At 45.7% G+C, this 17,388-nt stretch carries 12 protein-coding genes; all 12 read right to left on the bottom strand.

Annotated features, from left to right (window positions below):
• Positions 1–11: 11 nt before the first annotated feature.
• Entirely contained in the window at positions 12–3,593 is a 3,582-nt protein-coding gene (locus H8S64_RS08970; RefSeq protein WP_227215572.1) for a SusC/RagA family TonB-linked outer membrane protein, read from the bottom strand.
• A gap of 141 nt (positions 3,594–3,734) precedes the next feature.
• A complete protein-coding gene (locus H8S64_RS08975) occupies positions 3,735–4,865 on the bottom strand; it encodes a FecR family protein (protein WP_186975789.1) in 1,131 nt (376 codons plus the stop codon).
• An 89-nt stretch (positions 4,866–4,954) separates the two neighbouring features.
• Positions 4,955–5,524: an RNA polymerase sigma factor gene (locus tag H8S64_RS08980; protein ID WP_186975790.1), complete on the bottom strand. Its 570-nt coding sequence runs from the start codon at positions 5,522–5,524 to the stop codon at positions 4,955–4,957.
• A 130-nt stretch (positions 5,525–5,654) separates the two neighbouring features.
• Positions 5,655–6,428, bottom strand: a complete 774-nt coding sequence (locus H8S64_RS08985) for an inositol monophosphatase family protein (RefSeq protein WP_186975791.1) — start codon at positions 6,426–6,428, stop codon at positions 5,655–5,657.
• 10 nt (positions 6,429–6,438) lie between these two features.
• Entirely contained in the window at positions 6,439–7,440 is a 1,002-nt protein-coding gene (locus tag H8S64_RS08990) for an FKBP-type peptidyl-prolyl cis-trans isomerase (protein ID WP_186975792.1), read from the bottom strand.
• Between the two features lie 31 nt (positions 7,441–7,471).
• Positions 7,472–8,479, bottom strand: coding sequence for an FKBP-type peptidyl-prolyl cis-trans isomerase (locus tag H8S64_RS08995; RefSeq protein WP_099293083.1), 1,008 nt, complete (start codon positions 8,477–8,479; stop codon positions 7,472–7,474).
• 3 nt (positions 8,480–8,482) lie between these two features.
• Entirely contained in the window at positions 8,483–9,334 is an 852-nt protein-coding gene (locus H8S64_RS09000; RefSeq protein WP_186975793.1) for a histidinol-phosphatase, read from the bottom strand.
• Between the two features lie 3 nt (positions 9,335–9,337).
• Entirely contained in the window at positions 9,338–9,841 is a 504-nt protein-coding gene (locus H8S64_RS09005; RefSeq protein WP_099293087.1) for a flavin reductase family protein, read from the bottom strand.
• Positions 9,842–9,890: 49 nt separating this feature from the next.
• Positions 9,891–11,678 carry an arginine--tRNA ligase gene (gene argS, locus H8S64_RS09010; RefSeq protein WP_099293089.1) on the bottom strand — a complete coding sequence of 596 codons (1,788 nt, stop codon included), beginning with the start codon at positions 11,676–11,678 and terminating at the stop codon, positions 9,891–9,893.
• Positions 11,679–11,905: 227 nt separating this feature from the next.
• Complete coding sequence (locus H8S64_RS09015; RefSeq protein ID WP_255469485.1) at positions 11,906–13,162, bottom strand: TolC family protein; 1,257 nt, start codon at positions 13,160–13,162, stop codon at positions 11,906–11,908.
• Positions 13,163–13,210: 48 nt separating this feature from the next.
• Positions 13,211–16,246 carry an efflux RND transporter permease subunit gene (locus H8S64_RS09020; RefSeq protein ID WP_186975795.1) on the bottom strand — a complete coding sequence of 1,012 codons (3,036 nt, stop codon included), beginning with the start codon at positions 16,244–16,246 and terminating at the stop codon, positions 13,211–13,213.
• A gap of 9 nt (positions 16,247–16,255) precedes the next feature.
• Complete coding sequence (locus H8S64_RS09025) at positions 16,256–17,302, bottom strand: efflux RND transporter periplasmic adaptor subunit (RefSeq protein ID WP_255469486.1); 1,047 nt, start codon at positions 17,300–17,302, stop codon at positions 16,256–16,258.
• Positions 17,303–17,388: the final 86 nt, after the last annotated feature.

The following is a 17,388-nucleotide window of genomic DNA, read 5'->3' on the forward strand; positions in this document are numbered from 1 at the left end:
TCCTACTGCATTTAAAATGTTACATTTAACGTAAACGAATAATTCGGGCGCAAAGACATGTTTATGGTCGGAGCGGCTCCCGATTGAGTCACGTCCTGCCCTTTCAATTTCTTATTGGTAATCGTGAATAGATTAGTACCCGTCAAGCTCAAGTAAGCCGAATTGATTCCCAATTTTTTACAGAATTTATCATGCACATTGTAACGGAATGTCACGGATTGCAATTTCAAATAGTTACCGCTCACCACGCGTAAATCCGACAAATCATACATCGCGTAAATGTCATTATCGGCAAACTTGGTCATCTTACCATTACTGGTGTACTTGCTTTGTCCCCACCACGGCAAAGTTAAAGCCTCGGAAACCTTCACCCCCGGAATATTGGTCTTGTTCTCGTCCCCCGGACGCTGCCAACGATTCACAAACTCTTTCCGCATATTCCGTTCCGGATAAGGAGTGATATTATTCTCTTCACACAATTTCAACAAACGCACCTTATTTCCAAAACTATACGCAAAATTCATGGAAAGACCGAACTGGCGATAACCGAAATAGTTGTTGATCCCCCCCTGCAACGTGGGCACACGAGTTCCCGATTCCACCAATACCGCATCCCAAACCTCTTCGTCCGTCATATTGCAATACTTCTCGTACAACGCATCAGCTTGTTCTTCCTCCGTACCATAGAAAATCGGGCGACCGTCCACCGAACTCAAACCTTTGAAACGATAAGAGTAAAAGGTCTGCAACGGCTTGCCTTTCAATTCGACCGAGCCCCTCAAATAGTCCGAGAATTTGATTTTATCCTGCACTGTCCGGTCCTTATTATTGATGGCCTTACTGATTAAACTATTCACCACCTGACCAATCTGCGGGTCAAAACGCCACACGAATCCCCGCTTACCGGAAGCATCCACCTTCTGATTAATCGGGGTAAAGCTCAAACTCACTTCCACTCCTTGATTTGAAATCTCTCCCTTGTTCACCACATAACTCGATACCCCGTTGATTTCCGATACACTCTTACTCAAGAAAGCATCTTTCGTGTGCTTGTAGTAATAACCGATAGAACCGCTGATTTTATCCTTCCACAAACTGAATTCCAAATCAATATTGTAAGAAGAAGTCAACTCCCACTTCAAATCCGGATTAGGATAATACTTTATCGTGGATGAAAACTCGTTATACCAACTGTTCAAATCTCCCTTCTCGATAATCATCTTGGAAGTCTGGTTATCCAACATATTCCCTTGGTGACCGTAAGAGAACTTCAAAGCCAAACGATTGACTGCATTACTGTTTTTCAACAAATCCTCTTTCACATCCCAACGTCCAGAAATAGACCAAATAGGCAACAACTTCTCGTTACTCCGGCTACCAAACTGGTTAGAACCGTCTATACGGGTATTGAAATTCAAGGTATAACGATTATCATACGTATAGGTAATCGCCAAATAAGCCGAAGTTAAATTCGTCAGCGTTTCCGAAATCGACGGTTTATTCTTGGCCATCCAATCCCGATATTGACCGTATTTATACAGGAAAGTTCCATCAATGGAAGCAAAAGTCTTCCCCCGTTCCGGATAGTATCCCCGGTGTGTCGCCGCATAACTATTATACCGTTTGGAAGACATCTCCCCTCCCAATGCGACATTCAATTGATGGATATCCTTAAACATCTGATTGTAATTAAATTGCAAACGCACCAACCAATTCCGGCTATCCGTACTACTCTCCTTCAATTCTCCCCCTAGCGGACATTCGGAAGATGTATCATCACTCCCCTTTTTACGTAATTTTGCCACATACCAAGAATCTTCCTCGTACACCGTTTCCTGTGTATTGCGTCCAAAAGTGTAAGAAGCCGTTCCCTCCACGTTCAAATAAGGCAAAACCCGGTATTTCAAATTACCCGTGAACGTCACGGAATGCGTGTTCATCGTCTGGTAGGTAGTTTCCATTTCATTTTCAATGTTGAAAGGATAAGAAAGATCACGAGTTGATCCTCTCATATAAAACCACCGTGACCCGTCCGGATTGTAAGCCGGTATGGCACGACTCATTTCGTACGCGTATTGAGTTACACTCGTGGGAGTATACCTACGTTCATTCACGTTCCCGATAATACCGAACTGGAAATCCACTTTCTCAAAATTCCCGTTCAATTTCAAATTAGCCGTGTAAGTCTGATTCTTTTCCTTTTTGATTACCCCACGCTCGTCATTGTAACCGACAGAAGCATAGTAACGAATATTCGGAGAACCACCCGTCACGCTCAACGTATGTTTGTTGGAAAAACTGTTTTCACACAAAATATCAAACCAATCCGTATTCACCCGCTCGTAATAATTCGCCTTTTCTTGGAATTGGTCAAACGATAGTATTCCCGCTTTATAATCAAGATATGCCGCCTCGTACCCAACCCAGTTGGAAACATTCTTAAACTCCATTCCCCGGTGGAACATCTCCCGCGATACATCAATACGCTCTTGAGAGTTCATCAAGTTGATTTCCCGATCGGAATAATAGGGACGACGGTTCAAAGTTCCTGAAATAGAATACGTAACAGAGGGAGGTCCCACTTTACCTTTTTTCGTCGTAATCACAATTACACCGTTAGCGGCACGTGTACCGTAAATAGCCGTGGCAGCAGCATCTTTCAACACGTCGATCTGCTCGATATCATCGGGGTTTAAACCGGAAATGGCGTTCCCCAACAAATTCACGAAGTCCAAGTCGTTCAACTGTGACGGATCCACGTTCACCGGATCAGCCAATACCACCCCGTCCAACACCCACAACGGTTCCTGATTACCCAACACCGTGGAAGTACCGCGGATTCTGACTCGGGCGGCAGCACCCGCCTGACCGGAGTTCTGCATGAAAATCATACCCGGCACGTGTCCCTCCAGCATCTTGTCTATCGAAGCAATACCCGCCACCTTAATATCATCCATCTTCAAGGTGGTCACGGCACTCGTCAAACGACGACGGTCAATATCCTGATAACCGGTTGAAACCACTACCACCTCGTCCATCTCCTGTACATCCTCTTCCAGCTTGATCACGTACTCCGTCTTTTCACGCTTCACCGGCACGAATTGAGTCTTCATACCGATGAAAGAAACCACCAACGTATCGACATCCTTCTTCATCTCCATGGTAAAAGCCCCGTCGATATCCGTCGATATCCCGATAGTAGTTCCCTTCAAACGAACCGTAACACCGGGTAGGGCTTCTCCCGCTTGATCCGTCACCTTCCCTTTCAGCTTCCACGTTTTGTCGGGAGCCACATAAGGCAAACGTTTGATTACAACCACGTCATTAACAACGTTGTAAGTCAACCTCAACGGCGACAACACTTTATCCAGAACCGCTCTAAAATCTTCGTCTTTCACGTTTACCGTGATCAACTCACTTACTTTCAACAAAGAAGAGTTATACAAAAACTGTGTGCCGGTCTGCTCTTTCATCGCGGCAATAAACTCTTCCATAGTCGCATCTTTCAACTCCAGTGACACCTTACTCTGCGAAAATGCAGCAGCGGCAACACTCAAATTAAACGCCAAAATTAGAATACATGCTAATCTCATAATACACCACATCTTTTTTTGGTACATAAAAAGCTCCCCAAACCTAAAACGTTTGTTTTTTTGCATAACTTTGTAAAGTATTTAAATTAATACATCGAGCACGGACTCCAGACCTAGGAAATTTGTTGTCCGTGTTTTCTTTTATTCATACAGGAACACTACATCACCATCTATTTTATATTTGACCTCCTCCGAAGCGGCAAGCACCTCCAAGAAAGTTATGATAGAATCATACCGTTTCAGATTACCCGTGAACCGAATCTCTTTCACCTTGGGATTCTGATAGAAAATCGTAATACCATACCATCTCGACAAGGTACACATCACATCTTCAAGGCGTTCCTCCTTGAAGATGTACCATCCGTCTTTCCACCCGACATACTCCTCCACGTTCACTTCCCGCTTGCTCAACGCTCCCCCCGGGGAAGCCACCGCTTGTTCTCTCGGCAATAGGGTCACGCTTTTGCCTTGCTTGCTCGTGAACATCACTTTCCCGGAAACCAAGGTCGTCAACACCGCTTCATCATTGTATGCCCTCACTCCGAAAGAAGTTCCCAACACGTTTACTTTTCCCAATTCCGTTTCCACAACAAAGGGACGCCCGTCTTTCGTTACATCGAAATAAACTTCCCCTTTCACGGACACCACTCTCTTCTCTTTCGCGAAACGAACCGGATATTTTATTTTACTCCCGGCATTCACCCACACTCGCGTCCCGTCATCCAAAATCACGTTACACTCTCCCCCTAGCGGTACATTTAATTCATTATATACTAATTCATCACCATGAACAGAATCTTGCTTGTACGAGAGCAAACCTTCCTCCATCCGAATCGTTGAACCGCCTTTTTCCTGAATCTCGTTTCCTTGCAAAACGTCCACGACACGCCCGTCCGACAATTTCAACTGCACGTTCTCCCGCTTTGCCAATACCACCGGCTGCTCTTGTTTTTCTTCTTGCCACATCATCCACATCCCGGCACCCAACAACGGTAAAATAAAACAAGCCGCTACAGCCACCCGCCGCAAGATAATCCTTATCTTGTTTTTCTGTTGCTGCTTCTTGAAAATCTCGTAAGCCTTTTCAGGAGAAAAACGCTCGTAACGGGCAAAATGCTTTTCCAGATAAACATCATCCTCCACATCAAAATAGACATCGTGCAAAGCCTTATCCTCCATCAATTGCCCAAACTCTTTCTGTTCCTCATCCTGCAATGTATCGGAATACGCTTTACGCATTAATGCCACAATCTTATTTAAATCTCTTTTCATCTTATTTCCTAATTACACTCATAAAATGCACGACATTTCATTTGGTGTGACAAAAACGAGAATTATTTTTCAAAAAAATGATTTCTTTATCAAGAAAGGAATACGGTCAACCAGAACAAATGAGCGGAATCTTTCATCTTCTCCCGTAAATACTTGAACCCACGATTCTTTTGAGTCTTTATAGTGTTAATGGAAATACCCAATTCTTCGGCAATTTGATTGCCGGAATATCCTTTTATACTCAATAAGATTATTTTTCTTCTTTCCTCGGGAAGTTCATCTATATAAAAATAAAGCTGCCGTACCAGCTCTTCCCGAACCGTTTCCGCAAATTCTTCATCCGTGAAATCGCTTTCTTCCTGCAAGACCTGTTGCACGTAACGTTCTTGGAATTTCTCCCGGCGCAAATGCATCATTGCCTGATTGTAAGTCGACCGATAAAGATAATAGGTAAGATCATTTACTTGAGGGAATTTACGCTCACTTTTCCAGACATTCATCAAAACCTCCTGCACCAAATCCTCCGCCACAACAGCATCCCGAATAATTCGATCCGCATAAGAACATAACGCGGCATAATAATACGTGAAAACACTTTTCCATGCTTTCTCGTTCTTATCATTCACCCCATGTAAGATTTGCGTTACATCTATTCCCATAAAAGAATACTCCTTTGTTGCAAAGTTATACAATAAAAAAAGACTTTCTATCTTATCCGGGAAAAAATTAAATCGCTTGAGATAATTGTATCATAAAATCTGGATACGAAAAATGGGCTATACAGCCCATTCATCGTATATAATCTTCTATCTTTTCCAATAGCTTGGGATTCGCTGTCATAATCGCTATTCCCCGATCATATCGGAAATGCTCTACCACTCCTCCGGCTTCCTGTACGATCAGAACCCCGGCACATACATCCCAAAGTTTCAGACCGAGCTCCCAGTAACCGTCCAAGAATCCGGCAGCCACGTTACAAAGGTCGTAAGCGGCAGAACCCATACGCCGGATACCTCGCAAATGCGGCAATATACGGCTCAAATTATCAATATTATTAACGGGATTTATCCCTTTATCATACGGGAACCCGGTAGCTAACACACTCTGATTCAAATCCGTCTTAGTAGCTACATGAATCTGTTTACCATTCAGAAAAGCACCTTTACCCCGAACAGCCGTGTACAACTCATCCGTATAAGGAGTATAAACGACACCTAATACCGTTTCACCCTTGTATTGCAAGCCGATAGAAACAGTGTACACGGGCAGTCCTTGGCTATAATTATTCGTTCCGTCCAAAGGATCGACCACCCACAGATAATCACTATGCAAGTCATGCTCACCGCTCTCCTCTCCCAATACACTATGATCCGGGAAATGCTTCCCGATACGCTCCAACAACATGGATTCACTCAGCTTATCCACTTTCGTCACCACATCATGTATGGTCGATTTCGTCTCTATATCCAAATGCCCACTCCTGAAATTAGAACGTTGCACTTCCCCCACTTCTCTCGCCCAAGCCACGGCAAGCTCCAAGGTGCTTTCCAGACAAATATTCATAAACTAATCGCTACTTGGCATTAGGTTTTCTATTAAAAATTTCAATCTCGTACACGAGAGTTGCATAAGGCGGCATGACATATTGATAGTAATAGTTTAAAATTCCTTTCCCGTATGCCCTGCCGGAAGGTATAAGAATATACGCTTTCTCTCCTACATTCATTTCAGTCAAACCGACTTTCAATCCTTCTATCAAATCAGAAACTTTCCATGTTTCTTTCTTCTCCTCGTCCATTTTCAGGACTGCACGAAGTTTATCCTCGTTAAAATTATCGCTGAATTCATCCAATATATACCCATTACAATGCACGGTAACACTGTCCGTGGGCAAAATAGAAGCACTAGATATTTCTTCGAATTTTACAATTCTAGTAACCGTATCGTTTAGCATTTTCGAAGGAACTTCAATCGAATTCTTTCTATCAAAACCTTTCGCCTTTAAGAATTCGTCCATCAATTCGTATTCATAATCCAACAAACTTCCCTCAATAATTTTCTCTACCTTATACTCACGATACAAGTAAGTCGAAGAAGCACTAAGCAAACTCGACAAAATGATAGAGCCAGAAGTTCCCTCCGAGAAATATTTGAAAAAGCGGGAATAAACTTCCTCATCCGATATAACCTGCTCGTAAACGGGTCCTCCCGTCGGATATTTGGGATATTCAATTTTTTCTCCTCCAACAGTCGATAATCTGGTATCATCTAAAATCACTTTATTTAGAGCTCTGTCCGTATAATTCACAAGAATAAATTGCCCATCTTTAGGTTTCTTCTTGCTATTATCCGTACTGTAATTAAACACATAAGCTACATCCTGAAACTTTTTCTTCTTGTATTCCACATCAAACACAACAGAATCCTTCGGACTCTTATCTTTCATAAATTCCCTTATAAGGGCTTGCTCCTTATCAAAAAGCTCTTTCCAACTCGGCCCATTGTCATCATCCGAGCAACCTGCAATACCGCCTGCTAACAAGCAAAGCATCATCATCCAATAATTTCTTTTCATTTTCCGTTTTTATTTAGCTGTTATAAAAATACTACTCTTCTTGATTTTGCGGGAATATCTCCTTTACCCTTACCCAACACCACAATGTACAATAAGGAGGTTCCAAATAATACTTCCCACCACCTTGTGCGCTCTGCGTTCTCCCGGCTGCCCCGTATGCCATCCCGTAAGGGATAAGAATATGAGCCGAATCACCTTGCTGCAATCGCTGCAACCCTTTAGTCAACCCGGAGGGAATATCTCTTTGCCACCGTTCATTAAACAATATCTTTGTTGTATCCTCCCTTATTGCCCTAAATGTCCGAGTACTTAATCCTTTTTCATCCAGTATCCCATAAACCATATTCAGCAGAACCGAATCCCCGGTTTGCAACTTCCGGGTATCCCCCTCTCTTTCCAGAAATATAATATAGGTAATCGTATCCGATTTTACCTCTCCCGGGAGAACATGCAAAGTGTCGGCGGATGAAAACGGAGCCATATAAGCATCCATCAACTCTTTTTCATGCTCCGCGATATCATCGAAAACATTATAAGAAGTCAACTTGTAACGCAAAGTTCTCCCGTCTACCGCACCCAAGACCGACGGGATAATCACCTCACCCCCGGCATCACCCACTCCGATATGCCGAAATGCCTCCCCTAAAAAATTATATCTCGCCGTATCCACCCGATGCAGCACAGGTCCGCCGTAAGCATATCCCGGCGTAAACTCTTCACTCCATTTTTCCGGATTCGTGGTATCCCATATCTTATCATTCAAATCATACATGTCATAATCCATCACCACCCATCCGGAATCCTTAGCCACGTCACCGCTACTGTTATGATTAAAAATAAAAATAGAATCTATCAACATCCCTTTACGACTGTAATAAGGGATTGCCAGCACCTCCCCGGTTGCGTGCTGATTCAGGTAATCATGAATGGCTTGCTTCTCGTTAGCCAACACATCTATCAAATCGTCCTCTACTTCCCCGGAACAACCACACAACACAAAGGTCAAAAAACAACCTAAAATGACCAGACATTTATTCATCTTTCAATTTTTAATTTCCGACATAGGTACTTCCTCCCATACCCCGCGATGCAGGCGCATGGTACTCTTTACTCCCGCATCCCGCAACAAGCGGAATGCCAATTCCCGGTTATCATTCACCAATTGCGGCAAATGGGCATCCGAATTTACCATCACGGGAATATTCAACTCCTTCAACCACTTGAAATATTTTACATTCGGGAACATCAATCCTTTTTTCGTGTACGCTTTCGTGTTCACTTCCACCATAACGCCTTTCTCGGCTATCAGTTGCAAATACTCCCTCAACAATTCATTATACCACGCCTGTTCCGTGAGCATCGGCTCCACCAACGAACCGTTCATAGAAATCTTATCCAAGTGCGCCACGAAATCAAAACCTCCCAGTTCAACCATACGGGCTGAAGAACGAAAATAATCCCGCACGAGATGTTTCAGGTCATCGTGATAGACGTTCCGGAAATTCTCCCGGAAATCATCGAAACTACCGTCCATATCCATCATCTCACCGGTTTCCCCATTCGTCACCAAATGCACGGAACCGATACGGTAATCCAATGGCATCCGCTGGAAATAATCATTCGCGGGTCCCCAGCCGTCATTCAGGTAATCAATCTCCAACCCCACGTACAATTCGATGTGCCCGGCATATTGTTTCTTCAAGCGTTCCATTTCCTGCAAATACGCCTCAACATCTCCTTTACTCAACGACCACCGGGTATCGAACGGAAGCGGGGAATGTGAAGATACCCCATAACTATGAAACCCGGCTTCGATAGCCGCTTTCACGAACTCTTCCGCCGGAGCCTTACCGTCACAAAAGGTGCAATGACTATGATATGTACATAAATCCATTCGTTATTTCCTCACCCAAGCATTAATAATTTCAGCCACGTACATCTTGTGGAAATCCTTTTGCCCGTATTGGGCATCCGCGATCTTCCGTTCCGTGAAAGCCTCTTCCTTCAAGAAATCGGCATACAACTTCCGGCACTCCAGCACGAGAGATGCTTCCTCGAAAGCAGGATTCCCCGCTTCCGTGAAATAAGGTGTCAACCCGCTTTCCTTCACCTTATCAGTGTCCCGACCGGAAACAGAACCGCACACGTTCAATGCCCGACGATACCTCTCGTCAAAGAACGACAACGTGAATGTATCGCGTTTCTCCGTGAACTCGAACGTGTACCGCTGCGGTCGCACGAACACCATCACCACCGGTTTATTCCAAAGAAAGCCCATGCTTCCCCAACTCGCCGTCATCATATTGAACTTCTCCCGGTCACCTGCCGTTACCAGCATCCACTCGTCCCCGATTAACCGGATTACATTCTCGTTTATATCTTTAGGCTCAATTTTCTCCATTATCTTAAATCGTAAATCTTAAATCATAAATCGTAAATCTAAAATCCGTCTACATCCTCTCCGGCATCTCAATCCCCAACATTCCCATCGCGCTACGGATAGCCACGCTACACTGCTGAGCCAACAACAAACGCAAGTTCCGCACCTGCTCGTTCTCTTCTTTCAGTATAGAATAATCGTGGTAGAACTGATTAAATTCTTTCGCCAAATCGTAAGCGTAATTTCCAAGCAAAGCCGGACTGTAATTATCTCCCGCCTCTTTCACCACGGCGGGCAACTTGGCGATAAACCGAATCAAGTTCTGTTCCTTCTCCGTCAACCCGGTATGTATATCACCCGGCACGATTTGTATTCCGGCTTCCTCCGCCTTGCGCAATACCGACCGGATACGCGTATAAGTATATTGGATAAAAGGTCCCGTGTTCCCGTTAAAATCGATAGATTCCTTCGGGTTAAACATCATGGTCTTTTTCGGGTCTACTTTCAAGATAAAATATTTCAACGCCCCGAGAGCCACTTTACGGTACACGTCTTCCGCCTCCTCTTCCGAGTAGCCGTCCAATTTTCCCAGTTCCTCGGAAGTCGTCCGTGCCGTGTGAATCATTTCGGCAATCAGGTCATCGGCATCCACCACCGTTCCCTCTCGTGATTTCATCTTACCTTCCGGCAGTTCCACCATACCGTAAGAGAGATGCTTAATCTTATCCGCCCAATCGAAACCGAGTTTCTTGCAAACCAACGATAACACTTGAAAATGATAGTTCTGCTCGTTACCCACCACGTATATCTCTTGGTCCATGTTAAACTCGTTGAAGCGGTCGTAAGCCGTACCGATATCTTGAGTCATGTACACGGAAGTCCCGTCGTCACGCAACAACAGTTTATGGTCCAACCCGTCACCCGTCAAGTCCGCCCACACGCTACCCGTGTCCTTCCGGTAAAGCACGCCGTCGGCAAGCCCTTTCAACACGAGATCACGCCCTTTCTTGTAGGTCTCCGATTCAAAATACACCTTATCGAACGTGATACCCATCATCTTGTAAGTTTCCTCGAATCCTTTCAGCACCCAGTCATTCATCTTCCGCCACAAGGCAACCGTTTTCTCGTCCCCGGCTTCCCATTTACGCAACATCTCCTGCGCTTCCAGCAATATCGGGGCTTGCTTCTTTGCCTCTTCCTCCGTCATGCCCTTCTCCATCAACTCCTTCGTCTGGGCTTTATATTCTTTATCAAAACGCACGTAATAATCCCCCACGAAATGGTCGCCTTTCGTTCCCGTGCTTTCCGGGGTAGCACCATTAGCAAACTTCTCCCAAGCGATCATACTCTTGCAGATATGGATACCGCGGTCGTTCACCAGATTCACCATAATCACATGATGTCCGTTCGCTTTCTGTATCTCCGATACCGACCAACCTAAGAAATTATTACGGATATGCCCGAGATGCAACGGCTTGTTCGTGTTCGGTGAAGAATACTCGATCATGTACGTTTTCCCGCTCGGTTCTTTTGCGTACCCGTACTTCTCTTCCCGTGCCACCTCGTTCAACACCTCAATCCAATAAGCGGCGGAAATCACCACGTTCAAGAATCCCTTAATCACGTTGTAGGTTTCCACCTCTTCAATATTTTGTTTCAAATACTCTCCCAACTCTTTCGCCGTCTCTTCCGGCGACTTTCTGGAATATCGGGTAAACGGAAAAACAACAACCGTCAAATCTCCGGCAAACTCCTTGCGGGTTTCCTGCAATTGAACGTCCTTTTCTGTTAATTCAACCCCGTAACAAGCCTTTACGGCTTCCAGCACTTGCTGAGTAAGCATCTTCTCTATCGTCATATCGCTCTAATCTTTTAAATACTAATATCCATTAGTCTGCAAAAATACAATTTATTGGAAGAAATACCCGTAAAAGCTTGAAAATTTACCCGCTTATTATACATTTTTACAAAACGAATCGAGGCGTGCCAAAACACGCCCCAATTCCTTAAGTCCGCAAAATCAATAATCCCCGAATCACCAAATCATAAATCTAAAATCCAAAATCGTAAATCGTAAATCATAAATCAATACCCTCCCAATATCTTCACGTACTCCGCGTAAGCCACCTTATACTGGTAATTTGCCGCGACCACACTCGTGTACGCCTGCAACCACGTGGCTTGAGAAGAAAGTACATCCAATATCGGCAATTTCCCCTCGTTATAACTGAACGTGTTCAATTTCAGATTCTCCTTGGCTATTTCCAGCGTGGAATTGGCAATTTCCACTCGTTTCCACGTTTCGTTGAGCTTCACCCATGCGTTAGCCAACTCCTGCTTCACCTGATCCTGCATCTTACTTATCTCCAATTCCTTGCTCGTTTCCATGGCTTTATTTTGACGAACATATTGACGCTTTTCACCCCAATTAAAGACAGGCATACTCAATTTGGCAAAAGCCGTTGTCGCGAATTTCTCTTTCCCGTCCACGTTAATCAAGGGGGTTCCCCACGATTCTTTCAGCCCCACGGCAAACTGAGGTAAATATTTTGAACGAATGATTTTCGTCTGCTGCTGTGCCAAAGTCAGATTCTGTGTCGCGATCTGATAATCCGCCCGACGCTGCAAAGCGACATCCAACGGTTGTAAGGCAGGCACAATCACGGGCTTCTGGATAGAATCCACAAGCACCACGTTTTCCTCCAACGGCGTACCCATCATGATTTTCAAAGATTGCATCGCCATCCGGTAATTCATCGTCGCCGTGGACAATTGCAATTCGGCTTCTTTCAAACGGGTTTTCACCATCAACAAGTCCGTCTTACTGATTGCCCCCTCGTCAAAACGCTTCTGCACGATACCGTCCAACTCGTTCACTATCAATACAAATTCTTGGGCTATATAAAACTGGCTCTCGTTCGCCGCCACCGTCCAGTAATTCACGTCGGCAGCATAGACAATATTATCCGTGGTCAAATCCTCGCCCAAACGAGCTATCGCTTCCTGCAAAACCGCCGCGTCCTTCTGCTTCCGAACCGCACTTCCGGCATACACATTTTGCGAGAGCGTAGCCTCCGCCGTGTAATTATCGTGCTTCATATTCACCCCCTGCATAAACTCCACGTCTTCGATCTGGTACGAATAATTTCCCCCGACCTGCAACTTGGGAAAGAATCCCGTCTTAATCCCTTTCAAGGCAAACATGGCAGCATTCACCGCCTCCTTCGCCTGTTTTATATCCTGATTATACTCCAACACCTTCGCCCGGTATTGCTCCACGGTCAACGTCTGTCCCGTCACCGCACCCGCCAATACCAGCAAAACCCCTATTATTAAAAGCATCTTTTTCATCAATCTAAAATCTAAAATCTAAAATCATCAAATCTAAAATTAATCGGCTTTAATTCTAAATATCAAACAATACGTCACCGGAAGAACGACAATCGTCAACAAACTCGCCACGAGCAAACCGCCCATGATACAAGCCGCCATTCCCCCGAACATCGCGTCAAACAACAAAGGCAACATACCCAATATCGTTGTCCCCGATGCCATTGCCACCGGAACGATTCTCGACTTCGTGGCTTGCAATACCGCATCCAGCGGAGCCAACCCGTTCTCCTGCTCTATACCGATCTGATCGACCAGCACAATCGCGTTCTTGATATTCATTCCGACCAATCCCAACACTCCCAGCAAAGCGAAGAAGTCAAACATCTTGCCCATCACCAGAAGCCCGAACACGACACCGATAAAAATCAACGGCACCATCAACAAAATAATCGTCGGTTTCCGGTAAGTCCTGAAAAGCAACAGCAACACGATAAACATCAGTATAAACGTCAACGGCATATTGGCTGCCAACGCCTCGTTGGATTCCGCCTGACTCTCGTCCTCCCCGAATATCTTCATCGTGTACCCTTCCGGCAAATCCATCTTCTTCACCTTATCCCATACCTGTGCGGAAGCGGCTTTCGCATTAGCTCCCCGTTTCGGATCACATTGTGCCATCATCACCCGGTCGCGATTGTACCGTTTAATCACGTTATAATGATAATTATAGGCAAAACTATCCACGACTTGTGCCAAAGGGACCGTGAACCCCCGCGTGGCAAACACGGGCAAGGTCTTCATGTTATCCAGATTCTTGCTATCGAACCCGTCCTCTTTCAACAGGATAGGCATAAACAAATCCTTCTCGCGGAAATCACCGAGAGCCAACCCGTTCGTCGCTATTTTCAAAGCATAAGCCACGGATTGACGGGTAATACCCAAACGTTGTCCCCGTTCCTGCGAATAGGCAGGCTCCCACACGGGCACTTTATTTCCCCAGCTACCGCGTACATCCGTCACCATGTCACATTCCCGCATCATGCCCATTGCCCGCTCCGTCAATGCTGCCAGTGTATCTATATTCTCCCCGATAAACCCTATCTCGATAGCCGCTTCCACCGCCGGCGACAACTTGAACAACGAGGAACGGATCAGCATATCCGGGTAATTCTCCCGCACGTAAGTATTCAACCGCGCTTCAACCACCGGGGATTGCTCTTTTTTCTCCACCTCGATCAACAAGTTGCCGAAATTCGCTTTCGGACCGAAAGAAGTACTTGCCAGATAATACCGCAACGGCGACCCCCCGATCGTCACGGAAACATTCGTCACTTCCTCCTGCTTCATCAAGTAAGATTCGATATCCGACATCATCTTCTCGGACTCCCGGATACTGAAACCTTCCGGCAGGAAACAATCCGCGCGGAAATAAGGTTTATCCATACTCGGGAAGAAATTCTGCGGCATCACCCCCATGATATACATCGAAGCCAGAAACAAACAGACAACCGACACGATCGTCACCACCTTGTAACGAATCAAGCCCCGCAACACGGACACGAACCTGTTATAAAACTTCGTGTCATACGGGTCTTTCCCCTCGCCCCCGGAATTTTCTTTCAAAATAAAATTACCGAAAACCGTCGTCTGCGTCAATGCCAGAATCCAACTCAAGGACAGGGATATCGCCAACACGATAAACAACGGCTTCACCATCTCCGCCACCGAAGAAGGAGCCAAATACAAAGGCAAGAATGAAAATATGGCAATCAACGTGGCACCCAACAATCCCCATTGCGGGACAGTAGCCCCCCGTATCAACGCGTCCCGCCGTCGCATCCCTTTCTTGATTAGTATCTGGGCATTATCCGTCACCACGATAGCGTTGTCCACCAACATACCCATCGCGATAATAAATGCCGCCAACGACGTCCGGTTCAACCCGACACCCATAAACTGCATGATCAGCATCGTGCCCCCGATAGAAAAGATCAACGAGGAACCGATCAACAATCCGGCACGGGACCCCATCACCAACAAAATAATAAAAATCACGATCACGACAGATTCCACCAGATTCAACAGGAACCCGTTATTCGCCTCCCGCGCGATCTCGTTTTCCGGGTAAAGCGTCACCAGTTCTATTCCCACGGGCATCAACTCTTCCAACTGGCTCAAACGTTCTTTCACCTTATCCCCCGTCTTCACCACATCCCGCTCCGGATCAGTCGAAACACCAATCCCGATAGCCCGCTTTCCATTAACCCGCATAAGGCTACCCGGCGGATCGAGATATCCCTTCTCGATCGTGGTAATATCCCCCAACCGCACCTGTTGTCCCGTTTGTGTCACAATCAACTGGTTGCGGATATCATCCAATGTCTTGTACGTCCCGTCCGCCAATATCTTCAATTCCAGATTTCCCGCGCGCTTCTCGCCCGTGTTTATCAATGAATTTTGCGACTTGATCGTCTGCATCAACGAGTTCAGATCCACTCCCGAGTTCGCCAACTTCGACATCGTGATATACACGTTTACCACTTCCGTCTGCTCCCCGTACAAGGCGACTTTCTGCACCCCGTCAACCGACACCAGTTGAGTTTTCAACTTCTGCCCCCACTCCCTCAAATCGTGATAAGAAAATCCTTCCGCGGCAGTCAACCCGTAATAAATACCAAACACGTCACCGAAATCGTCCGAAACGCTGATCGTCGATGCCCCTTGCGGCAAAGCCGGTTGAATATTCAACACCTTGCGCCGCAACTCGTCCCACATCTGCGGCATCTCGTCCGGTGGGGTTGCCGGATTCAATTCAATCTGAATCTTCGACATCCCGTAATAAGAATCCGATTTAATCTTCTTCACCCGCCGCATCGACTGTATTTCCCGCTCGATAGGCTCCGTGATTAATTGTTCCACCTCGGCAGGCGTCGCCCCCGGGTATTTCGTTATAATAACTGCCGTCTTTATCACGAAAGGCGAATCTTCCTTCTTGCCCAACAAATCAAAGGAAAGCACTCCCCCGACCAACAAAATAGCCAAAAAGAAATAAATCACTTTCGTGTTATCCAGCGAATATCTTGCTATATTCATAACTTCCCTTTATTTTAACAGCTTTACTTTCTGTCCTTCCGTGATATAATTCACCCCGGCAACGACAATAATATCCTCGTTCGCGAGTCCCTTCTGTACCATTATCTTGTCACTCCCGAACAATTGTCCGATCTCAACCGTCTTGCTCTTCACCGTTTCGGTTTTAGGATCATACACCCACACGGAAGTCGCGTTCGTCGTCGGATTCTTGAACAACGCACTCATCGGCACGATATAACCATCGCCCTCCGCCGTTTCGATCTTCAAGTTCACCTTGCAAGAGAAACCGGGATAAATATTATGAATGTCACGAGAAAAACGACTGTCATCAATCACCAGTTTCACGGGAATACCCGTCCCGTCGGGAGAAGCGTCTATAAATTCCTTCACCTTCGCCTTGAACCAAATCCCCTTGTACGTGTCAAACTCCACGGTTACCGTCATCGGCGTGCGAGTCAAATCGACACTCGTTTCCGGCAATGTAAAACCTACTGCCAACTTATTCGGGTTCACCAGCTTGATAATCGACTCGCCGGGCATCACTTTCTGGTAATTCTCCACGAACTTCTTCTCCACGAACCCGTCAAAAGGAGCCCGCAATTTGGTATCCTCTAATGTATTGGCAGAAGTCTCGTAAGCGGACTTCCCTTTTATATAATTCGCTTCCGCGATCTCGTATTCCTGCTTGGAAATAGCCTGCATGGACAACAACCTCTTGTTCCGCTCCAACTGGGATTTTGCCGTCAAATAAGCCGCCTTATTCGCCTCGTATTGCAACTTGTAATCCAACGGGTCTACCGCGGCAATCACTTGTCCTTTCTTCACCTTCTGCCCCTCGTCCACGTTCATTGCCACCAGCGGCCCCGATAACTTAAATGCCAGATTACTATATTCCTCGGCTTCCACCACTCCCGTGTACAACTTATTAATCGCCCCCAACGACTCCACGTTCACAACTCTCACGGGACGAACAATATCCTGATACGTCTCCTTTTTCCCTTTACACCCCGCCCACAAAAAAGCAGGTATCATGCAAACCATCCATGTAAATCTCATAAATCCATTGACTATTTAATTATAAATCATTCCAACAATAGGCTATACAGCAAGGATTATGCCAAAATCCCCAACCCCACAATCTA

The sequence above is a fragment of the Butyricimonas hominis genome (assembly GCF_014287455.1).
Classification (GTDB): Bacteria; Bacteroidota; Bacteroidia; order Bacteroidales; family Marinifilaceae; genus Butyricimonas; species Butyricimonas muris.